The 23,093-nt window shown below is 44.8% G+C and carries 18 protein-coding genes; 8 read left to right on the top strand and 10 right to left on the bottom strand.

The window, feature by feature from the left end; translation table 11 throughout:
- Positions 1 to 49: 49 nt before the first annotated feature.
- From SIO70_RS13820 to SIO70_RS13860, 9 genes are all read right to left on the bottom strand, one after another.
- Positions 50 to 1,999 carry an FAD-dependent oxidoreductase gene (locus tag SIO70_RS13820; RefSeq protein ID WP_320581443.1) on the bottom strand — a complete coding sequence of 650 codons (1,950 nt, stop codon included), beginning with the start codon at positions 1,997 to 1,999 and terminating at the stop codon, positions 50 to 52.
- Positions 1,999 to 3,438 (bottom strand): RagB/SusD family nutrient uptake outer membrane protein, encoded by a 1,440-nt coding sequence (locus SIO70_RS13825; RefSeq protein WP_320581444.1) that lies wholly within the window; start codon positions 3,436 to 3,438, stop codon positions 1,999 to 2,001. The genes SIO70_RS13820 and SIO70_RS13825 overlap by 1 nt, the downstream gene beginning before the upstream one ends.
- A gap of 21 nt (positions 3,439 to 3,459) precedes the next feature.
- Positions 3,460 to 6,714: a TonB-dependent receptor gene (locus tag SIO70_RS13830; RefSeq protein WP_320581445.1), complete on the bottom strand. Its 3,255-nt coding sequence runs from the start codon at positions 6,712 to 6,714 to the stop codon at positions 3,460 to 3,462.
- Positions 6,715 to 6,987: 273 nt separating this feature from the next.
- Positions 6,988 to 8,196, bottom strand: coding sequence for a FecR family protein (locus SIO70_RS13835; protein ID WP_320581446.1), 1,209 nt, complete (start codon positions 8,194 to 8,196; stop codon positions 6,988 to 6,990).
- A gap of 54 nt (positions 8,197 to 8,250) precedes the next feature.
- Positions 8,251 to 8,847, bottom strand: coding sequence for an RNA polymerase sigma-70 factor (locus SIO70_RS13840; protein WP_320581447.1), 597 nt, complete (start codon positions 8,845 to 8,847; stop codon positions 8,251 to 8,253).
- Between the two features lie 393 nt (positions 8,848 to 9,240).
- Positions 9,241 to 9,480, bottom strand: a complete 240-nt coding sequence (locus SIO70_RS13845) for a hypothetical protein (RefSeq protein ID WP_320581448.1) — start codon at positions 9,478 to 9,480, stop codon at positions 9,241 to 9,243.
- Positions 9,481 to 9,620: 140 nt separating this feature from the next.
- Positions 9,621 to 9,794 (bottom strand): hypothetical protein, encoded by a 174-nt coding sequence (locus SIO70_RS13850; protein ID WP_320581449.1) that lies wholly within the window; start codon positions 9,792 to 9,794, stop codon positions 9,621 to 9,623.
- Between the two features lie 11 nt (positions 9,795 to 9,805).
- Positions 9,806 to 10,261, bottom strand: coding sequence for a DUF6934 family protein (locus SIO70_RS13855; RefSeq protein ID WP_320581450.1), 456 nt, complete (start codon positions 10,259 to 10,261; stop codon positions 9,806 to 9,808).
- Positions 10,262 to 10,362: 101 nt separating this feature from the next.
- Positions 10,363 to 11,022 carry a hypothetical protein gene (locus SIO70_RS13860; RefSeq protein ID WP_320581451.1) on the bottom strand — a complete coding sequence of 220 codons (660 nt, stop codon included), beginning with the start codon at positions 11,020 to 11,022 and terminating at the stop codon, positions 10,363 to 10,365.
- A gap of 266 nt (positions 11,023 to 11,288) precedes the next feature.
- Here SIO70_RS13860 and SIO70_RS13865 point away from each other — a divergent pair, with 266 nt between their 5' ends.
- Together SIO70_RS13865 and SIO70_RS13870 are read left to right on the top strand one after the other, a co-directional pair.
- Positions 11,289 to 12,296: a DUF2157 domain-containing protein gene (locus tag SIO70_RS13865; RefSeq protein ID WP_320581452.1), complete on the top strand. Its 1,008-nt coding sequence runs from the start codon at positions 11,289 to 11,291 to the stop codon at positions 12,294 to 12,296.
- On the top strand, positions 12,280 to 13,437 hold the full coding sequence (locus SIO70_RS13870) for a hypothetical protein (RefSeq protein WP_320581453.1): 1,158 nt from the start codon (positions 12,280 to 12,282) through the stop codon (positions 13,435 to 13,437). The genes SIO70_RS13865 and SIO70_RS13870 overlap by 17 nt, the downstream gene beginning before the upstream one ends.
- 250 nt (positions 13,438 to 13,687) lie before the next feature.
- Here SIO70_RS13870 and SIO70_RS13875 read toward each other — a convergent pair whose 3' ends face one another.
- A complete protein-coding gene (locus SIO70_RS13875; RefSeq protein WP_320581454.1) occupies positions 13,688 to 14,086 on the bottom strand; it encodes a GNAT family N-acetyltransferase in 399 nt (132 codons plus the stop codon).
- Between the two features lie 80 nt (positions 14,087 to 14,166).
- On the opposite strand from SIO70_RS13875, the gene SIO70_RS13880 reads away from it, so the two are divergent.
- The 6 genes from SIO70_RS13880 to SIO70_RS13905 all read left to right on the top strand — a co-directional run bounded on the left by SIO70_RS13880 (position 14,167) and on the right by SIO70_RS13905 (position 23,082).
- The gene (locus SIO70_RS13880; protein WP_320581455.1) at positions 14,167 to 15,615 is read left to right on the top strand and encodes a PLP-dependent aminotransferase family protein; all 1,449 of its coding nucleotides are present in this window, start codon (positions 14,167 to 14,169) and stop codon (positions 15,613 to 15,615) included.
- A 61-nt stretch (positions 15,616 to 15,676) separates the two neighbouring features.
- Positions 15,677 to 17,020, top strand: a complete 1,344-nt coding sequence (locus tag SIO70_RS13885) for an alpha-L-fucosidase (RefSeq protein WP_320581456.1) — start codon at positions 15,677 to 15,679, stop codon at positions 17,018 to 17,020.
- Between the two features lie 77 nt (positions 17,021 to 17,097).
- Positions 17,098 to 18,060: a polyprenyl synthetase family protein gene (locus tag SIO70_RS13890; RefSeq protein WP_320581457.1), complete on the top strand. Its 963-nt coding sequence runs from the start codon at positions 17,098 to 17,100 to the stop codon at positions 18,058 to 18,060.
- Positions 18,061 to 18,122: 62 nt separating this feature from the next.
- Complete coding sequence (locus SIO70_RS13895; protein WP_320581458.1) at positions 18,123 to 18,656, top strand: RNA polymerase sigma factor; 534 nt, start codon at positions 18,123 to 18,125, stop codon at positions 18,654 to 18,656.
- A gap of 60 nt (positions 18,657 to 18,716) precedes the next feature.
- Positions 18,717 to 19,643, top strand: coding sequence for a FecR family protein (locus SIO70_RS13900; RefSeq protein WP_320581459.1), 927 nt, complete (start codon positions 18,717 to 18,719; stop codon positions 19,641 to 19,643).
- An 85-nt stretch (positions 19,644 to 19,728) separates the two neighbouring features.
- Positions 19,729 to 23,082, top strand: coding sequence for a SusC/RagA family TonB-linked outer membrane protein (locus SIO70_RS13905; protein ID WP_320581460.1), 3,354 nt, complete (start codon positions 19,729 to 19,731; stop codon positions 23,080 to 23,082).
- The last annotated feature ends 11 nt before the right edge of the window (positions 23,083 to 23,093 follow it).

Genomic DNA, 23,093 nt, shown 5'->3' on the forward strand with positions numbered 1-23,093 from the left:
ATCTAAGATTGATAGGGAACAAGGTCCGGTATTCTTACCGGACTTTAATTTACTGAGGGTAAAATAGCACGGCATCTGCTACCACTTCACCATCCTTGCCTTCGTTGGTGATTTCTACAAATGCCTTACTGCCTTTGGTCAGTTTGATAGTGCCGAGGTCCACCCATTCACCGGAAGTCTGTCCTTCCACTTTAATGGAGGCAGGCGTGTAGGAGACCTGTTGGGTAGTTTTGCCATCTGCAGAAAGACGGATATGCGTGCTGGCTGGCAGATCAGTGCGTTTGGGTACATAGGTATACACTTTGTAAGTACCGGTGCGGGTTACTTCGGGTGTATAGCGAATGCTGCCGGCACTGTTTGAAATAAACACAGTGGGGCCATACGCACCTTTGGTTTCCTTTTGCCAGTCGCCTTTTATGATCACATGGGTAGCATCATCATTGTCTACCAGGATCTCAGGTGTGGCGTCTGTCGCCAACGGCTTTTGGCGCAGGAGGGCTTGTAGCTTTGAAACATCGACATCCTGTACGGACTGACGATTGTCTATCGCTATAGAGGCGGCTACGGCAGCTGACTGGGCCAGTACCATGAACACTGGTTCCATTCTGATAGAGCCATATGCAATGTGCGAAGCAGACATACACACAGGTACGAATACATTGCTGCAATCTTCCGGTTTTGGAATGATAGAACGATATGCAATCGGGTAGGGGCCAAAACCGCCGATCTGCACATCGCCTTCATTTTTGACCATACCATTTTCTACGATCCGCTGGCAGTTGTGAGAGTCCATGGTATATGCCGCCATACCGATACCATCCTTCACAACTTCCCTGCTTTCGCAATTGGCCTGTGTCATTACGTAAGCGCCAACCATTCTTCTGGCTTCGCGTACATACATTTGTGGCGACCAGTTGCCGGACGTTGGATATTCGTCTTTCGGATACCCCCATTGCAACATCTCTTTGCGCAGATGTTCAGGCATACGGGGATCATGACCGATGAAGTAAAGTAGTCCTTTGTTGTACAATTCATGATCTTTTGTGATCTTTTCCCGTGTAGCGTAATCAGCTTCAGGGTAGTTATAGTTCATACCGATCATATCTGTGGAAAAAGGACCATTATTATTGATATCTGTTTTGTGATTGGGCATGAGGTCTATTTTCAACATGCCGCTTAGATTCTTAGGTTGTAATTTCTGTACTACGCGGAGGAGGAGTTCATACCGCGCAGGATTGTAGTCTGCCGGTTGTGTAATGGGAATCAGGTTGTCAGGCTCATTGGTCAGACAGATCCTGAAATTATACGCCTGTATTTTTTTATTACCGGCACCTTGTTTTTCTACCTGTTCCGGACTGATACCCCAGAGCAAGCCACTGGCTGGCTGGCCGGGTTCTTTGTAAGGATCGATACCATCGGGGAACTGGTGTTTTTCGCGGAGCTGTACACCATTATAGGTCTCGCCATATTGCGCATTGTCTTCACGGCCTACGGTGTAAGAGATTCCGGCTTTTGCCATTAGGTCTCCTTCGTAAGAGCAGTCAATGAACATCTTTGCACGAATGATGGTTGATCCCGTTTGTATTTCCGTGACACGGTTGCCTGTTTTTTTAGCACCTGTGATGTGTTGTTGGTACAGGACTTCTACACCACCTTCTTTGATATATTGCTGGAAGGTGCGTTCTGCAACACCGGGTTCAAAAATCCATTGTTCAAACCGGCCATAGTGTTTTCCGATACGTCTGTAGAAGTCCCGGGAAATGCCGGTAATGGCATATTTGTTACCAATATCTGTGTAACCAAGGCCACCGGATGTGAGGCCCCCCAGTCTTGTGCCGGGTTCGATGATGAGTACGGATTTATTCATTTTTTTAGCTGTATATCCAGCTATTACGCCAGCAGAAGTACCGCCGTAAATACAAATGTCTACTTCCCGTATGTTTTGTGCGAAGAGCTTTCCGGTCGTTAGCAGGCAAAGCAATACTATTATTTTTCTCATCAGTATCCAGGGTTTTGATCAGTAGTTGGGTTAATGGCAGTATTGTAGTTGTATTCCACAGTGGGAATGGGCCAGAGCAGGTGGCGTTCTGTAACGGTTTTGCCTTTTACAGCGGCTATCACCTGTTGGGCGATACCCAGGCGTTTTAGGTCCAGCCACCTTTTACCTTCTCCACAATTCTCGTACCCTCTTTCCTGCACGACGCGGTCAATGAATGATTGTTGGTCCGTCAACTGAATGTCAATAGAAGCATCGGCAGTGAGTGGATCTTTGCCATAAGCCCTGCGGTGTACCATGTTGAGTTTTTCCAGTGCATCAGCGGAGGGGGTACCTTCTGCCTGTGCGACCGCTTCGGCATAGAACAATAAGATATCTGCATAGCGATACATGGGATAATCATTGCCGCCGGCGGTGACAGCGCTTTTATCACTGAACTTTTTCAACAGGATAGTCGTAGCGCCCAGCCCGAAGGTTTGTGCATACCAGTCATAAGCGTAACGAAGATCATTCTTGTCCCAGTTCTTTACAAAGCTGTTCTGTTCAGAGTCACTGTAGAATGTATAATAGCCGCCGGGCGGGTAATAACCGGAGTTAGGATAATGCGCGTAGATAGGATAGGGGAAACCTTGTCCTGAAGGGGTACGCGCATATTTAAGATAAAAGATCTCTTCTGTGGAATTGGAGATGTCAGGACCAAATAACTTATCGAAATCAGCCGCTACATTTACTTTTACGAGGGAGTATTTGCCGGAGTTGATCACTTCCAGTGCTTTGTCTCTCGCTTTGTCGTACTGATGCAGGGTCATGTATACATCCGTCAGTACTGATTTAGCAGCCCATTTGGAAGGTGCGCCTACCAAACGTGGATTGTCAGGTAAGTTTTGTTCTGCCCATTCAAGGTCTGCCAGGAGATAGTTATATACATCCGTTGCAGTGGCTCTCGCGAGGTTGATGGAATCCATGTTATTTTCTGTACGCAATGGTACGCCATTCCAGTTACGCACCAGGTAGAAATAGCAGAGACCACGGAGGAAGCGGGCTTCTCCTACATATTTTTTCAGATCATCTGCAGTCAGTGACTTACCCAGTGGTGCTTTTTCGATCACGATATTAGCATCACGGATAGACTCATAGAAGTCGGTCCACATACTATTGATACGGGTCATATTCGTATTGTCCAGACCATTATAGTCATTGAGTGGTGCGTGACTGCCACGGCCATAGAGGTATTCTGAATATATTTCCTGTTGGCAGAGATATAATGCACCGATAGTGCTGACTCTCCTGATAGGAATATAGATCGCATCAAGCCCGGCTTCCACTTCGCTGGTGGTATTGTAGAATACTTCTGCTGCAATAGACTTTGGATGTTCTTCCAGTTTTTTTGAACAGGAAGTGATCAGGAATATAATGAATAGAAAGAGAATTGACTGTTTCATTGGTTGATATTTTAAATGATTTTAGAAGCCACATCTGATACCGAACGTTACAGATTTGAATGTTGGATAAACAGAGTAGTCGATGCCTTGCCGAATGGAGTTGGAACCACCGTAGGCATTCACTTCCGGATCATACCATGAATATTTTGTGAAAGTGATCAGGTTCTGGCCGCTGGCGTATATCTGAGCAGATTTCACCCAGTTCCAGCCGAGTTGTTTGGCCGGTATGTTGTATGCGATCTGGATATTTTTAAAGCGCAGGTAGGAGCCGTCTTCAACAAACCTGTCAGAGATATTGGCAGAGAGTGTCCTGCTGATCTTTGGATATTTGGCATTTGGGTTCTCGGCGGTCCAGTGGCTTTCGTAAACTTCTGCCGGCAGGTTGAGACCCATACCGAGGTCGAGAGAAACGGCTTTGTTCAGGTTCATGATTTTGTTACCCTGTGAGCCTTGTATGAAGATCGTGAGTTCAAAGCCTTTCCAGTTTAGTACGGAGTTCAGGCCGTATGTAAAATCAGGATTAGGGTTGCCGATGTAGGTTTTGTCAGCAGCAGTGATCGCACCGTCTTTGTTCATATCTACATATTGGAGATTGCCGGTGGCGGTGTAGCCATTTTCTTTGTATCCGTAGAAAATGCCTAGTGGCTGTCCTTCCCGGAGAATATTGACATAGTCGTTTAAGGAGCCGGTATAGATGGCATCACCATAGATATCCTGGCCATTGTACAGTTTCAGCACTTTGTTGCGGTTCACGGCGATATTGGCATTTACATTCCAGCTCAGGGGACCTTTCAGGATGGCAGCGTCAATACCGAGTTCGAAACCTTTGTTTTGTATTTCACCTACATTTTGCAGGGTGGTGGTATACCCCATGGAAGCCGGTAATTGCACGGTATTCAGGAGGTTTACTGTTTTCTTTTTGTAATAGTCAAGCGTGATGGAGAGGTCATTGTGCAGGAAGCCGATATCTGCGCCAATGTCCAGCTGGTGGGTGATTTCCCACTTCAGGTCTCCGGGCAGTGTAGTGCCGGGAGAATAGGCTACATAAGCGGCATCGCCAAAAATAGTATTGCCTGCGCCGAGTTGGTTCAATGTCTGATATGGATTAATAGATGTATTGCCAGAGAGGCCATAGCTGGCTCTTAGTTTTAGATCAGCGATCACCTTAGACTGTTTCAGGAATTCTTCATTGGCCACTTTCCAGGCAATGGCGGCAGAAGGGAAGTTCGCCCACTGGTTATTCTTTGAATAGCGGGAAGAACCATCCCGGCGAATGCTGGCAGTGAACAGGTACTTGTCATTATAGCTGTAATTCGCTCTGCCCAGGTAAGAGAGCAATACCCATTTAGAATAACTACTATTTGGAATGCCTGGTGTAGAAGCGCTTTCAATATCGCCGGTACCAGATACATCACTGAGAAAGCCAGTGCCGGAAGCATTCAGTGTAGTATTGGTATTATCCTGATAAGTGAAGCCACCCATGATGCTAAAGGAGTGCTTATTGAACGCACGCTGGTAGGTGATCACGTTCTCATTCAGGAGGCCTGTCTGTTGCGTGGTTTCTATATTGGCATAGCCAACAGAATTGACGGTAGGTTCTATGTTGTTGTAAGCGTCAACGCGGTCATTCAGGTTGTCGATGCCGCCGGAGATCCTGATGGTGAGTCCTGTAATGGGCTTGATCGTTAAGGCTGCATTTGATAACACACGATCACCTTTGATCATGTCTGACTCTTCGTAGATATGTACTAACGGATTGACGATTACATTAGAGATAAAGGAATAAGCCGTATTCAATCTTCTGTACGAACCATCCGCCAGATAAGGAGTGAGTGAGGGAGGCGCCATTAACATACCTGATATCAGATCGCTTCCTCTGTTGCCAAGGGAAGAGTTTTTGCGTGAGCTATTGAGTCTTGTCAGGATAGTATTTAAAGAGACGCTGAGCACCTTGCTGATATCATGTTCAATATTACCACGCACGTTATAACGTTTGTAGTCGCTGCCTTTGATAATGCCATCCTGTAAGTAGGCAGAGCTGGACAGTGAAAACCGGGTGTTGTTTGTACCACCGTTCACCGTCGCGCTAATATTATACAGTGGTGCTTTACGAAGTACGAGGTCCTGCCAGTCAGTGCCGGCATTATGTCCGAGGCTGTCAATCTGTGACTGCGTGAAGTAGGGGGATAAGCCGTCGTTTGCAGCCTGCTCATTGTATAGTAATGCGTATTGCTGTGCATTCATGAGCTTCATTTTTTTAGATACACGTTGAATGGTGTAACCGGCATCTACTTCCACAGATGTGATATTGGTTTTTTTACCATTTTTGGTGGTGATCATCACTACGCCATTGGCGCCCCTGGAACCGTAGATAGCGGTAGAGGACGCGTCTTTCAGTACTTCAATACTGGCAATGTCGGCGTTCTGTAGGAAGGTCGGATTGCCATTGTAGGGAAAGCCATCAATCACATAGAGGGGTTCATTGCCACCTAAAATGGAGTTCGTACCTCTGATACGCAGACTTACGCTGGCACCGGGGGCACCGTTGTTTTGCATGACGCGTACACCGGCTGCCCTGCCGTTGAGTGCCTGCATGACATTGGTAGAGGGATAAGCGGTAATATCCTTAGATCTTACCTGGCTGAGTGAGCCGGTGAGATCACTTTTCTTTACAGTGCCATAGCCAACTACCACAATTTCGTCCGTGAGGGTTGCGGCTTCGGCGAGGCTAAAGTTTTGTGGCTGGTCGTTAGTGATCTCAGCTTCCTGGCTTTTGTAACCGATAAAAGAAACGACGATGGTGGTATTGCGTTTGACTTTAATCCTAAAGTTACCTTCAGCATCTGTGACCACGCCATTGCTGGTGCCTTTGGCCATGACGGTGGCGCCGGGCAGGGGTTGGCCTTTGTCGGTGACCACCTTACCTTTTATATTCAGGAGGGTATCTTGCGGTGGCGTTAGATGCACAGGTTGTGCAGGTGCTTCCCGTGGTTTAATAACGATATTTTTATTTATGATAGACCATGATAACAACTGGTCTTTCAGACAAAGGTCCAGAGCTTTTTCCAGCGGCGCATTTCTGAGATCGATAGAAACTTTTGGCGCCTGATCGATCAATTTGTGATCATAGAAAAAGACATAGCCTGTTTGTTTTTCGATATTGTGGAAAACCTTTTCCAGTGACGCGTTCTTTTCAGAAAGCGATACAAACTGGGCATATCCTTTAGCATAGATCTGCATACAGGCTGATAGCAAAATAATTACGGATAACTTCATAACAAGGAATGTTTTGAGGTACAGTCGCCGTTTAGAATTTAAATGCATACATTTGATTTGTTAGGGTAAATAATGTCCCCTCCTGGCTTTGGGCCAGGATTGTGGAATTTGAGAAAGCAATTCATCAGGTTTGCCCTTTCATTCGCCGGAGCAGACTGCAATCAGCTCCGGTTATTTTTTGGTCGGGCAGTAAGTACTATTTTTTCATAACGGTTGATATTGTTAGGTGGAAATAATGATTTTCGTATTGAATAAGACGATGTATTTTCTTATTTAAGAGGTGATTATAATTTTCCTTTCTTTGATCTTGTAATGAACATTGCTGAGTTCAAGTATTTTCAAAACGTCGTTTAAGCTGCTATTGCGTTCGATTTTCCCCCCGAATTCCCTTTCGGGTATATTAGCTTCATAAATAACTTCTACGTCGTACCACCGGCTTATCTGGCGCATTACGCCGGGTAGTGATTCATGGTTGAAATGAAAATAGCCGTTTTTCCATGCGACTACCTCATCTACATCTATATCTTTTTTTACAGTCATATTTTCTCCTTGCAGGGAAGCTTGTTGGCCCGGGTGGAGGCGTACGCTGGCGGTATTGTGTTGTACCTGAACGGCGCCTTCCAGGAGGGTGGTCCGGGTGCTGTTTTCGTCGGGGTAGCCCATGATATTGAAATGGGTACCTAAGACCTTTACTTCCATGTTGTTTACACTGACAATGAAAGGCATGTGGGCGTTGGGTGCAATTTCAAAATAGGCTTCGCCGGAGAGTTGTACTTCCCTGGTATTTCCGCTGAAAGCGGTAGGGTACCTGAGAGATGTAGCGGCATTGAGCCAGACTTTGGAGCCATCCGGCAGGATGATCATGAATTGTCCTCCCCTGGGTGTGACCAGGCGATTGTAATGCAGTTCGTTTGTGCCGGCTGCGTCGGCTTTATAGGCGAGTTGACCATTGTTGAGTTTGATGACCTGGACGTTGCCCTGGTGGGCAATGGCGCCGTTGTTGGCGCTGTCGAGGGTGATCTGGCTGCCATCGGCGAGGGTGAGGATGGCTTTGTTACCACCGGGTGCAATTGTATGAGGTTGCATGGTGGCAATTTGAATGGGTGGTTGTTGGTTATTGTGGGTGAGGTAGAGGATGCTGGTGGCCAGGAGGGCTAATAAGGTAGCTGCTACGGCGTAAAGTATTACTTTATGTGGTTTTTTCTCCTGGGTTTGGGCAGGTAGCAGGTTTTCCTTTTGCGTTTGAGCAGGTAGCAGATTTTTTTCTTGTATATGGGCAGGTAGTATGTTTTTTCCCTGCGTATTCCCTGGTAGCATATTTTTCTCCTGCGTTTGCGCTGCAAGCATGCCGGCGATGGCCTGCTCCCATTGTAGTCGCATGGCATCGTCTTCCAGGGAGTTCAGCAGGCTGTTGACTTCGTCCTGGGAGATGCTCCCCCTGAGGTATTTTTCTAAAAGGATTGAAAAGGTTTTCTGATCCATAACAAGGTAAAGACGCACAACCTGGGCAGAGGGAGGTGGTGTTTTGAAAATAAATTATGGCAGGAAGGAAAGTGCCCACAGGATGAGGATGGAGCGGGCGGGGTGATTGGCCAGTGCCCTGCGGAGGGTGACGATTGCCTGGACGATATAGCTTTTGATAGTAACGGGGGATAACCCCATGTTTTGGGCGATTTCCTTATGTTGCATGCCCTGGAAGCGGCTTAGTGTAAAAGCTTTTTGTTGTTGGGGGGAGAGATTGTGAATGGTGCTGAGAATGGTTTGTTCCAGTTCTTTGTATTCTGCTTGTTCTTGTGCAGTGGGGGCTTGCTGCTCCTGGAAGCAATGTTGGATGTATTGTCTATAAGCTTTGTCGCTGGCTAGTTTGCGCAGGCGGGAATAGATGATATTGCGGGCGGTGATAAAGAGGAAGCCTTCGGGCTTTTCGATAGCGGGAAGGGAGGAGCGTTTTTCCCAAAGCATGGTGAATACATCCTGTGCGATGTCTTCGGCAAAAGCGGGCGATTTGGTAAGGAGGAGGGCGGTATTATAGATGGAGGTCCAGTATTTTTCGAATATAAGTTGGTATGCATGCCGGTCTCCCCGGGCGATCAGTTTCAGCAAATCAACGTCACTATGTGGAACTTTATGCATAATATAGATAAGGAATGTTTTGGGCTGGTGATTTAAAAGTAATAATAAAAATAGATTCTGCAAATCAATTATTCATATTAGGTCTGGTTAAATGAAGCCCGGCAAGATTGCCGGGCTAATACTTATGCGTGAAAAATGAAGGATGTCTGGCAAGAATACCTGACATGTCTGATATACATTTAACCCCTAATGAAATATCGGATGTAAGAGATCTGAAATTGTTAACTCGCTACAAAGGAATTGAAAAGTTCAATGTGAGAATAGTTGTGGGTGGGTGTGCAACCCTTAGTTGTGTTTTGATAATCAGGGGATTGTTTTGATAAAAAAAAGCCAGGTAGGAATACCCGGCTTGTTTGATAAATATGAATGTGGCAAAAAATGAAGAGGTTGAGGTTAGTTTAGGGATGATTTATCGAAGGTGGGGGTTGGATAACTGTTTAGTTGGGAACAGTTGATGGTAATGTGGAAGTTGGAATATTTGGGGATGTGGCGGTAGTTGAGGAGGAGGAGCATGATGAGGCGGAAGGCGGATGGTTTGCTGCCTTTGGTGATGATGCGTAGGTGTAGGGTTTTGTACCAGTTGGATTCCTGCTGGTGGAGGGAAAGGGTGAATAGTTTTTGTTTGTTGTTCATGATTTTGGGTTTTATGCAAAGAAAGGGGATGGGAGGATGGGAGAGTAGTTGTGGAGGGGTGCGTAGGTGGTGGTAGGTGATTGATAATGTGGGTATTAGGGGTGAAAAAAAGCCTCACAGGGGTGAGGCTATGTTGTTTTTTATTTGAATAAGTGCATTGGGATGGGATATTTTTTCAATGTAGCTTTAGCATTTTCCAACTTTTTAATAATAAATGGGCTTTTGCGTATGTCTTCTATTGAAATGCTTACCCCTCCTTCAACTGCTTTATACTTTTTGTTTAAGACTTCAGAAAATACTGATTTTTTTTTCATGGTTTAAAATTTTAAACTTTTTTAGTTGCTAAAAATGATGAATAGTTTGTACCCTTTTTAAATATCTCCCATCCTTTATCCGTTAATCCTTTGACTTCGAAATGCTCGTCAATTTCTTCTTTGTAAGCATTGATACTAATTTGATATAATCGGGTTCGTGATGGAGTACTACCCTGAGCAATTATTCCTACTTTATTATACGAATCAATTATGTGCAATACAGTCCTGGCTACTGTCGCAAGAACTTTGTCTCTATCCGAATTATTTGAAACAACTGTATCGCTGATATTTTGGTCATCACCTTCTAAATCGCCAAATGCTAAATTTAGAACAGGTGTACCATCATCCATTCTATCGAAAAGGATATATGAAATTAATTTCCTTATTTTACCTTTCGGCCCAATACTATCAAACTGAAAAGTTGCATCTTCCTTATTGAAGGTGAAATTATATATTTCCTTGTCCATAACTTTAAATGGCACAAAGTAACATCCCTCTCTCCGGAAAAAACAGTTGCAAGGGCCTGTACAACCCCTGCCAACTGTTTCATTCATAACTCCTTATCCTCTTAAAGTTCCCTCAACCACTTGGTCATCCCTTTCAATATCTCTAACGCTTTATCTATCGCTGCTTTCTCAGGCATCCTATAATGATTCTGAAAACTTTTAAACGCTATCTCATCCGCCTGCTTTGAGCTAAACAGCTGTATAGCAAAACGCATGATCGCTGTCTCCTGTTTTATAGAAATATGATCGCCCGACCGCACAAATGCAGACATCAGCGTAGCAATAACAGATACAGCAATATTCAATTTGAGTTTTTCTCTGGTAAGGGGTTTATCGGGGTCCGGTATTCCACCAGATGTATGGAAGAAGCGGTTATCGATAAATAGCTTTAATCTCTGAACCGCCTGTAATGTGTAATTTAATAAATACACCGTGAAGGAGCCTTCGCCGGTATCTTCGGAAACGTCGGGAAGGGCCTCTGTCAGGCAGTTTGCAAGATGAGATAATACTCTTGAATATGACGATATGAAGTCATTGTAATGTTGAGGAGACGATAATAACACTGCCTTGTTAAAAATGGCAACTTGAATGTCTTTTTCATAGTCTTTAATTTTGTTCTTCTGCTCTTCAAACTCTTCCTGCGTAATCAGCGGAGCATCTTTAATGCTGATGTAACAGACTAGCTCAGACAGAAGGTCAATTGAATTTACAGCGTCCGACATATCCGGTTTTAGGGTTATTCTGAGCGGGCATTAGTACACTCAGAGATGAGATATATCTGGGGTGGTCGCTGGTTTTGCGGTGGCAAAGCTAAGTCATATTTACAGGTGAATAAAATCTTTCTTTTATCCAAACTAGCTATCATGGCTGGTTTGCAAGTTAAGTCAATGAATTTCAAAGTGAAATTAGGCTGGTAATTTTTCACATTAATGCATACACCCTTCCCCCAATCCTTTTTTATATGAATTTAATGTTATATTTTTCCTGAATGAATATTCGCATGTTCGGGAAACTGGAGCAGGATGGTTTGATCTCCCCCGGGTCAATGTCCAACATCCATGCTGCCGCCGGGGAAAAATTGTTTAGCCTCCATTGGGAATTGAAAACCATTCTTTATTTAGGAGTACTGTTATTAAGCGGGGGATTGGGTGTCCTTGTTTACAAGAATATCGATACCATTGGCCACCAGGTCGTACTGTTAGCAATTGCATTGGCTTGTGCCGGCTGTTTTTATTATTGCTTCCGGCGAAAGTTGCCTTTCTCATGGGGAAAGGTTCCAGCTCCCAACCCATTCTTCGATTACATTCTGCTGTTAGGATGTTTGTTGTTCATCACCTTTATCACCTACCTGCAAGGGGCGTATGGCGTATTTAAGTTCCACTATGGTACGGCTACATTTATTCCTTTGACAGTGTTGTTTTTCAGCGCTTATTACTTTGATCATTTAGGCGTTTTGAGTCTGGCTATTACCAACCTCGCTGCATGGCTGGGTGTAAATGTATCGCCACTGACATTTATGAAAGGTACGATGTATATAGATACACGCCTGATCATTACAGGACTGATATTGGGGGCCGCCTTGCTGTTGATGGATTACCTTACCCACTATCTGCGAAAGAAACCTCATTTCGGTTTTACCTACCGCAACTTCGGTATGCACCTGGTGTTGCTGGCATGTGTAACGGCGATGTTTAAATCTCATTTTAATTACTATAATGAAGAAAATGCCAGTTATCTGGTATGGTTCATAATTCAGATCGGCATTAGTTGCTATATATACAGGGAGGCATTGAAACACCAGTCATTTTATTTTCTGCTGATGATGGCTTTATATGGTTATATAGGGTTATCTTATGTAGTAGTACGATTGCTCATTCTCACAGAGAGCGAGGGTGGTATTTACGCAGGTATCCTGTATTTCATCGCCTCTGCTATTGGACTGATTGTATTCCTCATTAACTCAAATAAAAAGATCAAACATGATAGCCTACAATAAGCAACAGCTGGATAACAGGGAGATTGTCCTTGAAGCTGAAAAGGCTTTCAGGAAACAATTGATCACACAGGAGGAACTGGCCGCTATTAAAGCTGCCTATCCGGTAGTATTGTATACTCCTAATATGTACTTGCGGGTAGGATTGTTTATACTAACGTTGATAATAGGTATCTTTTCTTATGGGTTCCTGTGTTTAATCATGTTGGGAGGAGCTTCTGAAAATGTGTTTGGAGGTATTAATATCTTTTTTGCAGCAGGTTCATTTATCGTATTGGAACTGTTGGTGAAAGATAAAAAACATTATAAGTCAGGTACAGATGCCGCGTTGATGTGGATGTGTGGAAGTGCTTTGATAGGAGGGGTGCTGTTATTGGGTGTGAGTATGAGCCCTGTTGGAACAGGCATCTTTGTTTTTATAACTGCTACCTGGTTTTTTCTGCGTTTTGCTGACCAGGTAATGGGTTGGGTGGCACAACTGGCCTTGTTGTATACTTTGGTAGAATCCCTGCAGTCGCTCTTGTTAATGTTGCCTTTTATAATAATCGGGGTTTCTTTTGGCATGTACTGGCTGTTTAAAAAGCTGGCTCAGGATGATGCATGCAGGCACTATAAAAGTGTAATGAAAGGGATGCAGGCATTGGCATTGCTGACCCTATATGCAGGAGGAAACTATTTTGTGGTGAGATCGTTTTATGAATCGTTGTACAACGACAAACCCGGATGGCATGTGGTTATTTTACCAATGGGATGGATCTTCTGGATATCGACTGTTGTGATTCCTTTCGTGTATTTATTCTTTGGAATCAGAAATAAAAACCAGATCCTGATCCGTGTGGGAATGATATTGGTAGCAGCTATTGTGTTTACTGTAAGATATTACCATAGCGTGGCACCACTGGAAGTCGCGATGACACTCGGTGGATTGATCATGATCCTATTAGCCTATGGCATTATCAAATACCTCAAAGAGCCAAAGCATGGGTTTACTTCTGAGGAAGATGATGAGAAAGGTACGCTGGAAGCTTTACAGATTGAGTCGATTGTGATCTCACAATCATTCAGGACAGGTGCACCAGGCAAAGATCGCTTTGATTTTGGTGGGGGTAGTGCCAGTGGCGGTGGTGCCAGTGGAGAATATTAATGCAAGTACAGAATATCAAATAAAAACATTCATGAAAGAGGTTATTAACCTACGGGGATGAAAACCATTTTCAAAAAAAAAGAGACCGACGATTACTAGCCGTCGGTCCTTTGTTGGTGCTGTCAGCAGGTGCATCAACTTTGATGAGAACTAAACTGATACAAAGATAAAATGGCGGAAGGAAGAGCACCAGAGGGGAACTACGGAAAATAATCCGTAGTTCTACGGAATGTAAAGGCTACGTAGTAGTCTATTCCTTTCTTGCTATATAAAATGCATTATCCAACCTGGTCATCCCAATTTTTGGATAATACTCCATTGCTGTCGGCGCTGACAATAACAATAACATCGTCTTTGGCCCTATCACCTCCTGCGTCAAGGCCACTAATTTCCTCCCGATCCCCGTCGACTGATAATCCTTATTCACCGCCAGATCAGCCAGATAGCAACAAAAACAATAATCAGTCAATGACCTCGCTACCCCTACCAATTTCTCCCCATCCCACGCAGATACAACCAGGGTTGAGTTTTTATATATCTCCGCCATCCTCCCCGCATCTTTTGTCGGCCTTTTCAATTCCGCATTGTCATATAATTCAATAATATCCGCTGTAGCCGGAACTGTGTCTGTTTTGTAATGGATGTGCATATTTTTCTGGTTTATTTATCAAAATTACTGCTTGTCAGGACTATCTTTGTATCCCAGTTTTAAAATACAAAGTAGTCCAGATGCTGCCATTTCAGACCCTCATCCCCCTGAACAAAACCTTAGCCCTGCCTGTCTACAGGCAGATTGCCAATGCTATTGCCCAACATATCAGGAACGGAATCATAAAGCCCGAAACGGCCCTTCCAGGTACCCGTGAAATGGCTGAAACGCTGGATGTACATCGCAAAACCGTCGTCGCTGCCTACAGTGAATTACAAATTCAGGGATGGATCCTCGTCACTCCCCGGAAAGGATTTTATGTAGCCGGCAATCTACCGGAACTGAAACCCCGTGAATGGCAACAGGAAGGCGCCAGTGGTTATGGCAAACAAATGTCTGCTCCCTTCAATGTGCTGACATCCAATTACCAGGGTAGTATCTACCCTCCGCATACTCCATTCCGCCTCATTATTGACGATGGCTGGCCGGATACCCGTTTAGCACCGCTGGACTTACTGATGCGGGAATACAGAAGTCTCCTGAAATTCAAATACAAAAACCCGGTTACTGGCACTGTCACAGCCGGCGCTCTCAGTCTCCGGGAAGCGATGGTAGACTACCTCTCTGAAACAAGAGGTATCAAAGCTGACATCCCGAACCTCCTCATCACCCATGGCGCCCAGATGGCCATTTACATTGCCGCACGCCTTACCATTACCCCAGGTGCCCATGTGATCGCTGGCACACCCGGATATAACACTGCCAGTCAGTTATTCCAACACCTGGGTGCGAACCTCCTCACCGTACCTGTGGATGAGCAGGGCATAGATACCGACGCCGTTGCCGCTATCTGTAAAAAGCATCCTATCAGCATGCTCTATGTCATTCCTCATCACCATCATCCGACTACCGTTACCTTAAGTCCTGCCAGAAGAATGCACCTGCTGGAACTGGCAGCACAATACAATTTTGCCATCATCGAAGACGATTATGACTATGGCTTCCATTATAATTCCTCTCCCTATCTGCCGCTGGCCAGCGGGCAGCATGATGGAAGAGTGATCTACATAGGCTCTTTTTCCAAATCGCTGGCGGCTTCTGTACGTATCGGATTTCTGGTAGGTGCGGAAGACTTTATCCAGCAAGGCATCTACCTCCGCAAATTACTGGACCTGAAAGGCAACCACCTGATGGAAGATGCGCTGGCGATACTGATTAAAAACGGAGACATGTCCCGCCACCTGAAAAAGGCGAATAAGGTCTATCATACCCGGTTACAGCACCTGACTACGCTACTGGATACATGTATGCCGGGGGCAGTAGAATATACTGTACCTATGGGTGGCATGGCCATCTGGTCGCAGTTCAAAGTGCCTTTAAAAACATTGTCGGCACATGCAGCAAAGCAGGGTCTTTACATCAGCGATGGCTCTTTTTATATGGTGAAAAATGCCTGCCGGATTGGGTTTGCATCTTTGACTACACAGGAAATGGACGAGGCCATCACAATCTTAGCCAGCGGTATTTAATCCCTTGCATTTCGGGGATTTTCTTTGTATTATTATCCATTGCTTATCAACTGGATTTATTATGCAGAGAAAATTATGCCTGGCTTTAGCCTGTATTGTCATGTCCTTTAACGTTTCCGCTCAAAAAACCAGCAACGACCCTGAAAAAGAGAAATGGTTCATGGACCTTGGTCTTGGGATGTTTATTCACTGGAGTGTGGATGCCCAGCTGGGCGCTGTGATCAGCCATAGTATGGCGGGTGCCTCCGACGAATACCTGGAGCGGTTTACAAAAGAATTGCCCAAAACGTTTAACCCACATAAATTCAATCCTGACGACTGGGCTGTGCTCGCTAAACTCGCGGGTATGAAATATGTGGTATTCACCACCAAGCACCACTCCGGTTTTTGTATGTGGGATACAAAGACTACGCCTTTCAATATTATGAATACGCCTTTCAAAAAAGATGCGACCAAAGCCATCTTTGATGCCTTCCGCAAACAAGGTATCGCGATCGGTATCTATTTCTCACCTGAGGATTTTAATTACTTATATCAGCATCATATTCCCGTAGGCAGAATGCAGCTGCCACAGCACTTTCCTGAAAAGAACCCGGGGCTGATGGCACTTGACAAGTCGCAGCTGAAAGAACTCTTAAGTAATTACGGTAAGATCGACTTTATCTTCTTCGATGGTCCTGCCGAAGGGCTGAAAGAATACGCCTGGGAACTGCAACCGAACATCGTAGTGACCCGCGGACAAATGAATACGCCGGAGCAGGAGCTGCCTGATGCAGTTTTACCCGGTCCATGGGAGGCTTGTTTTACCATGGGTACAGACTGGCAGTATAAACCTACCAACGACCCTCAGAAATCCGGCACAGAGATGATCAATATGCTCATTGAAACCAGGGCTAAAGGGGGCAATCTCTTACTGAATGTAGGACCCAAACCGGATGGAGAAATCCAGATAGAACAGGAAGCGCTGCTGCGTGAACTGGCCCTGTGGCAGTTTGCCAATAACGAAGCTGTGACAGGCGTACGCCCCTGGCATATAGCCAAAGAAGGCAATGTATGGTTCACCCGTGGTGGGGATAGTACGACCGTCTATGCCTTTGTACAGGGCGGTAAGGACTGGAAATATGGAGAAAGAAAAGATATGGTGTTTCACACATTGGAGGGAAATGCCCAGACCAAAGTGTCCATTTTAGGCTATGCCAGTGAGCTGGTAGAATATAAAGAAAACTTTGATGCGGGTATCTATTCACAGAATACCCCTGTAGGGCTTTTCATCAGTGCTGTAAACGGACAGCGTTTTTACACTGATCGCAAGTGGCCAAACCCTGTAGTACTAAAGATAGAGCATGTAAAATTCAAGCCGGTAGTAACGAACTATCGCCAGAGTACCATCGACGGTGCAAAATGATATGAATGGCTGTCAGCAGGTAGGCTGATGGAGATTGGCTTACCTGCTGACAGAATTTATTATCTTTGGGGCACTTTATGCAATTAGCGAAGAAGATACTAACAGGGGACCTTACACGTTTTGGCCAATATTTGCGCGAATGGATGCAGGGTGATAGTGCGCTTTTTAATAAGATCACTGACTACATTCTACGACATTCCGGCAAGCAGGTACGACCTGTATTTGTATTGCTGAGCGCCCACCTGGCGGGCAAGATCACCGAACAAAGTTACAGGGCCGCTGTATTGGTAGAGCTGTTGCACAATGCCTCGCTTGTACACGATGATATCGTAGACGATGCAGCGGAAAGGAGAGGACAAGCCTCGGTAAATGCCCTCTGGAAGAGCCGCACGGCTGTATTAGTGGGCGATGTAATGTTTTCGAACGGCATGCTGCAATCTCTCTCGATAGGCGATCATAAGATCCTGAAGATATTTTCGGACGCCATTGAAGAGACGATCATCGGTGAGCTGGAACAGCTGACACGCTCGAAAAAGTTAAATTTAAAAGAAGACGTTTATTATACCATCATCCGTCAAAAGACGGCAGCGCTGCTAAAGGCAGCCTGTAGAGCCGGCGCCGCTTCCGCCACCAATGATGAAACCATAGTTGAAAAGATTGCATTGTTCGGAGAGAAAGTAGGAATGGCCTTTCAAATCAGAGACGACCTGTTTGATTATGGCACTGAAGATGTCGGCAAACCAGTAGGCAATGACATCCAGGAAAAGAAAGTAACCTTGCCCTTAATCTATACGATTGCCAATTGTTCCCCTGCACAGCGTAAAGAATTATTACACATCATCAGGCACCAGAATACCAACAAGCAAAGAATTGCTTACCTGATTTCAGTAGTAAAGGAATGTGGTGGCTTTGACTATGCAACTGAACGCATGTATGCCTTCAGAGACGAGGCGTTGGCCATACTCGATACTTTTGATAATACAGAAGTGAAAGATGCATTGGAAGAAATAGTACGCTATACGACTGACAGGAAGTATTAACAGTAAGTTAATTTAAGGAGTCAGTAATTATCCTCAACTTGCAACCACCATACTGTTGCAACATGTTGATCTTACAATTGAAAGATGGCAATGAGACGGTGTTCGAACAGGTCTATGACCTGACACACAAAAAAGTCTACCGCTATTTTCTGAAAAGAAATGCCACACATGATACAGCCAGAGATCTGACCCAACAAACATTTATCCGATTATGGCAATACCGTCAAACTTTAAAGGAAGACCGCACACTCGATACAAAGTTATTTACTGTAGCTAATTCCGTTTTGATAGACCACCTGCGTCGTCATGCCCATCGGCAGCAATTACAGGATTCTTTCAGCGATCTGCAACCAGCCAGTACCCAACAGGCTTTGCTGGCCTATGAGCAGCAGGATTACCTGCATGCTGCCATTGCCCACTTACCCCCCGTGAGGCAAAAAGTAATTCAGTTAAGATTAATCCATGGATTTACCAACAAGGAAATCGCCCTCCACTTATCTATTGGTGTAAAAACCGTAGAAGACCACATTACCAAAGCTTTGCGGCAGGTAAAATCCATGCAGCTACTCATCCTGCTACTCATTTGTATTAAGTAAATGTTAACAGCAGGGGATGACGATGCCGGCATGCGTAAACAATTTTGAAGTCAACTATACATGCAGATAACTCACGCGCAATTAGACAGGTTCCTGAAAGGACTTTGTACAGCAGAAGAAGCACAGTTCATAGCTGATTACCTGCATGAGCACCCGCATGTGTTAGATGCATTTCTTCAACAGGACTGGGACGGGACAGATGCGGATACAGCTTTGCCAGCTGGTCTGAGCGATTCGATGTACCATCAGATTGAAAAGTACACCGTACGCAGACCGCGTATGAAAAAGTGGATGTGGACGGCTGCTGCTGCGGTTGTATCTGTATTAGCAACTTTAGGGCTCTTTCAAAAAAAGAATAGCAAACCTGCTATGATGGCTTCATTGCACACACCTGCACATAAGACTGCACAATGGCAGGTGTATAAAAATGACCAGCATAAAAAAGATACCATTTTTTTGGCAGACGGTACCACCGTGTACTTATTTAAAAATGGCAGTATCCGTTACAAAGAAAGAGAAGTATACCTGCAAGGTAAAGCTACCTTCAATGTGACCAAAGATGCACATGCTCCATTTATGGTATATGCAGGCCCTGTAACGACAACTGTATTAGGTACAAGCTTTAATATAGACCAACACCAGAAACAGGTAATTGTAACATTATATAGCGGTAAAATAGCGGTTCAACAGGCATCAATGAAAAAAGTAGTTATGCAGCCAGGGCAACAGTTAGTATACAATGATTTCGTTGTACCTACGGTAGCCACCAGTGATTCTGTATTCAATAATACACCTGTAGCAATAGTATTGGATGCATTGTCCAGAAGATACAACAGCGTGATCCGGTATGATCCGGGTCCCCTCAGGCATCACTACTTTACAGGTTCCGTCATGCCAACAGATTCATTGCAAACTATCCTGCATGTAATCGGCCAGATGAACGGACTGACAGTGACACAGGTAAATGATACCGTAATAATCAGATAAATAATACATCGCCCTTACGATAATGGGGAAATGCAGATATACCAATCTGCAAAGGGCTCCCTTTTGCACTAAACAAACATTATGTATGAGACCATTACAAACGACTTTGAAATTTGCCACCTGGCTGCTATGCCTGTTTGTATGTCAGACTGCCTGGGCACAGGCGCTGACAGGCAGTGTGCTTAGCGATAAAGGCGACCTGTTGCCCGGTGTAAGTGTGCAGGCCGAAAACCAGCGCACACACCAAAAGTATGCTGCTTTGTCCGATGAACATGGCGTATTTGAATTCAAAAAATTAATTGTAGGAGAAACATATGATCTGAGCTTTACTTTCATGGGCTATGCGCCCGGTAGTTATAAAGGCTTTGTAATTAAACAGGAAGGAAACAATTCCCTCATGATCCGTCTGCATGAGGATGCAAAAGGATTGAATGAAGTCGTTGTTACTGCACTGGGTGTGAAAAAGGAAATTAAGAAGATCGGTTACGCCGTGCAGGAAGTAAAAGGTGCTGACCTGGTAAAAGCCAGAGATGCCAACCCCGTAACCGGCCTTACAGGAAAGGTCGCCGGTTTATCCGTTGCTGCCAATCCTGAATTAATGGGTACACCTTCACTGGTGATGCGCGGTAACCAGATCACTTTGTTTGTTGTGGATGGGGTACCTATCAGCAGCGATACCTGGAATATCAGTCCTGACGATATTGAATCCTACAGTGTGCTGAAAGGCCCTGCTGCCGCTGCTTTGTATGGGAGCCGTGCACAGTATGGTGCCATCCTTATTACTACAAAAAAGGCAAACCCTAAGCGCGGTTTCGTGGTAGAAGTAAATTCTACCAACTCCTTTGATAAAGGATTCATTGCCGTGCCACATGTTCAACATGAATACGGTGGTGGTATGTATGGACTGTATGCTTATGCTGATGGATTTGGTGGTGGCTTGCAGGATGCGCAGTACCAGCTGTGGGGACCCCGCTTTCGTGGTCAGTTGCTGCCGCAGTATGATGGGGAGTACGATGCAAATAATATCTACACCACTACTTTCGGTGACCAGGTGTATAAAGGACATATCAAACCAGCACCTTATCTGAACAGGGGGTATGTAAATGGAAAAGGCAACCTGGAACGCTTTTTAAGAGCAGGGTTTCAAACGACCAACAACATTTCCTTGTCTGCTTCCGGTGAGAAATATGCGATGCGTTTTTCTTTATCCCAATCTCACCAGGAAGGCATCGTTCCAAATACAGGCGTGAATATTGTGAACTTCAACGCTACCGCATCTTACAAGGCATCTGACCGTTTGACCTTTAATACGAATTTTAATTTCAGCCGTACTTATACACCCAATATCCCTGACGTCACATATGGCCCTAACAGCCTTGTGTACGATCTGTCTGTATGGACAGGCGATGAGTGGAGCGTTACTTCTCCTGACATCAGGGGCAAATGGCAACCGGGGTATAAGGATGTGAAAATTGTTTTCCCTGAGCACGTACATTACAATAACCCATGGATGATGGTGGAGGACTGGTTGCGTGGTCACTACAAGACAGATGTGAATGGGTATATCTCTGCCAACTATAAACTGGATAAACACCTAGATGTATCCGGCCGTACACAGGTCACGACCTACAACTTATTACGTACTGAGAAAATGCCGTGGGGCGCTTATACCTATGCCAGAACATTGGGTCAGGGTGATTACCGTGAAGACAGAAGGAACATGTTTGAAAGCAATACAGATGTAATGCTGAACTATAACTACAATGTTACGCCACTGTTGAACCTGACAGGTCTGGTCGGCGCCAACTGGAGAGAGTTCACGTATAGCTCTAACTTTACTTCTACTGACTATCTCGTAATTCCCAAGGTATATAACTTCAGTAACTCCCTGAATGCCCTGATGACGAACAACTTCAATTCAGACATGCGGGTACTGAGCACATATGCCTCTATGGATGCGGGCATCGGCAGATATGCTACTTTATCATTCACAGGAAGAGTAGATAAATCATCTGCTTTACCAAAAGGTAGTAACGTCTACTTCTATCCAAGTGTAGCTGTCGCTTCTGTGATCTCTGATTATATTAAACTGCCCGGCTTTATTTCATTCCTGAAAGTACGTGGTTCCTATGCTACTGTACATGGTGATGCCACTGCGGCTACTATCGGCGCTACACCTTATAATACCTATACACAGTTAAGTGGTTCTACTGCAGGCACCCTGACGACTAACTTTTCACAATATGGTATCAACTACCTGAGCCCATATAATGGTCCTGACTATTCCTTACAATCTGTGTACGCCACTTCCAAGCCTTATAATAATGTAACTGCCGCGTCTTCATCCACTAATATTTTTGACCCAAATATCAAGACGTTCAATCGTGTGAACTTTGAAGAAGGATTTGATATCCGCTTCCTGGAAAACAGGCTGGGCTTCAGCGCCACTGCTTTTCAATACATAGATGGTCCGCAGATATTGCAGAATGCTGTATCCCCTGCTTCAGGATACACCGGCTATTATATCAACGCCCTGAAGACAAAAAAGACAGGGTATGAACTCACATTGAATGGTACCGCCATCAAGTCAAAAGACTTCTCCTGGGATGTACTCGTGAACTGGTCTACCTACAAAGATGTGTATGCTGAGCTGCCTCCGGGTCAGACTTATTACAATACCTTCTTCAAAAAGGGAGACAGAACGGATAAATTATACAACACCGGTTTTGTGAAATCACCAGATGGACAGATCGTATACGATGCAGGCGGAAAACCACTGAAGAACCCTGTGAACCAGTTCCTGGGTTATATGAACGGGGATTTTCAATGGGCAATCAACAACTCTTTCAGGTATAAACAATTGTCACTCAGTTTTCAGTTTGATGGAAATGTGGGTGGTGTGATCAGTAACAGGTTGTATTCACTGACTATGCAGGGTGGTGCTAACATCGCTACAGTAGAAGGCGCGATTGGGAAATCAAGATTGGATGATGATGCGAATGCAGGGGTGAGCAGTTATAAAGGTACCTATGTAGGCCAGGGTGTACGGGTCTCCAATGGGGCAGCTATTAAGTATGACAACTTCGGAAAGATCACCAACTACAGTGAATTGCAGTTTGCGCCGAATACATCGACCAGCACAGTACAAACCTGGGCTACCCAGTATTATGGCCAGATCCAGGAAGGTATGCTGACGAGCAAAACCTATGCAAAACTGAGAGAGGTAGTGATTGGATATGCATTACCAAAGCCATGGCTGAATAAGACTTTCATCAGCAATGTGAACGTATCGCTGGTGGGCAGGAACCTGCTCTATTTCTATAAAGATAACAAGTACAAAGGTATCGATGTAGAACAGTACAATACAGCCAGCGCCGCTTCCGGTCTGCAAACACCTACTACGAGAAGGTTTGGTTTTAATCTGAATGTTGTGTTTTAAACCTGTTAAAA

The sequence above is a fragment of the Chitinophaga sancti genome (assembly GCF_034087045.1).
GTDB classification, from domain to species: Bacteria; Bacteroidota; Bacteroidia; order Chitinophagales; family Chitinophagaceae; genus Chitinophaga; species Chitinophaga sancti_B.

What these genes read in the sequence shown, in the direction of transcription:
- SIO70_RS13820 (WP_320581443.1), bottom strand. Translation starts at nt 1,999, where the DNA reads ATGAGAAAAATAATAGTATTGCTTTGCCTGCTAACGACCGGAAAGCTC.
- SIO70_RS13825 (WP_320581444.1), bottom strand. Translation starts at nt 3,438, where the DNA reads ATGAAACAGTCAATTCTCTTTCTATTCATTATATTCCTGATCACTTCC.
- SIO70_RS13830 (WP_320581445.1), bottom strand. Translation starts at nt 6,714, where the DNA reads ATGAAGTTATCCGTAATTATTTTGCTATCAGCCTGTATGCAGATCTAT.
- SIO70_RS13835 (WP_320581446.1), bottom strand. Translation starts at nt 8,196, where the DNA reads ATGGATCAGAAAACCTTTTCAATCCTTTTAGAAAAATACCTCAGGGGG.
- SIO70_RS13840 (WP_320581447.1), bottom strand. Translation starts at nt 8,847, where the DNA reads ATGCATAAAGTTCCACATAGTGACGTTGATTTGCTGAAACTGATCGCC.
- SIO70_RS13845 (WP_320581448.1), bottom strand. Translation starts at nt 9,480, where the DNA reads ATGAACAACAAACAAAAACTATTCACCCTTTCCCTCCACCAGCAGGAA.
- SIO70_RS13850 (WP_320581449.1), bottom strand. Translation starts at nt 9,794, where the DNA reads ATGAAAAAAAAATCAGTATTTTCTGAAGTCTTAAACAAAAAGTATAAA.
- SIO70_RS13855 (WP_320581450.1), bottom strand. Translation starts at nt 10,261, where the DNA reads ATGGACAAGGAAATATATAATTTCACCTTCAATAAGGAAGATGCAACT.
- SIO70_RS13860 (WP_320581451.1), bottom strand. Translation starts at nt 11,022, where the DNA reads ATGTCGGACGCTGTAAATTCAATTGACCTTCTGTCTGAGCTAGTCTGT.
- SIO70_RS13865 (WP_320581452.1), top strand. Translation starts at nt 11,289, where the DNA reads ATGAATATTCGCATGTTCGGGAAACTGGAGCAGGATGGTTTGATCTCC.
- SIO70_RS13870 (WP_320581453.1), top strand. Translation starts at nt 12,280, where the DNA reads ATGATAGCCTACAATAAGCAACAGCTGGATAACAGGGAGATTGTCCTT.
- SIO70_RS13875 (WP_320581454.1), bottom strand. Translation starts at nt 14,086, where the DNA reads ATGCACATCCATTACAAAACAGACACAGTTCCGGCTACAGCGGATATT.
- SIO70_RS13880 (WP_320581455.1), top strand. Translation starts at nt 14,167, where the DNA reads ATGCTGCCATTTCAGACCCTCATCCCCCTGAACAAAACCTTAGCCCTG.
- SIO70_RS13885 (WP_320581456.1), top strand. Translation starts at nt 15,677, where the DNA reads ATGCAGAGAAAATTATGCCTGGCTTTAGCCTGTATTGTCATGTCCTTT.
- SIO70_RS13890 (WP_320581457.1), top strand. Translation starts at nt 17,098, where the DNA reads ATGCAATTAGCGAAGAAGATACTAACAGGGGACCTTACACGTTTTGGC.
- SIO70_RS13895 (WP_320581458.1), top strand. Translation starts at nt 18,123, where the DNA reads ATGTTGATCTTACAATTGAAAGATGGCAATGAGACGGTGTTCGAACAG.
- SIO70_RS13900 (WP_320581459.1), top strand. Translation starts at nt 18,717, where the DNA reads ATGCAGATAACTCACGCGCAATTAGACAGGTTCCTGAAAGGACTTTGT.
- SIO70_RS13905 (WP_320581460.1), top strand. Translation starts at nt 19,729, where the DNA reads ATGAGACCATTACAAACGACTTTGAAATTTGCCACCTGGCTGCTATGC.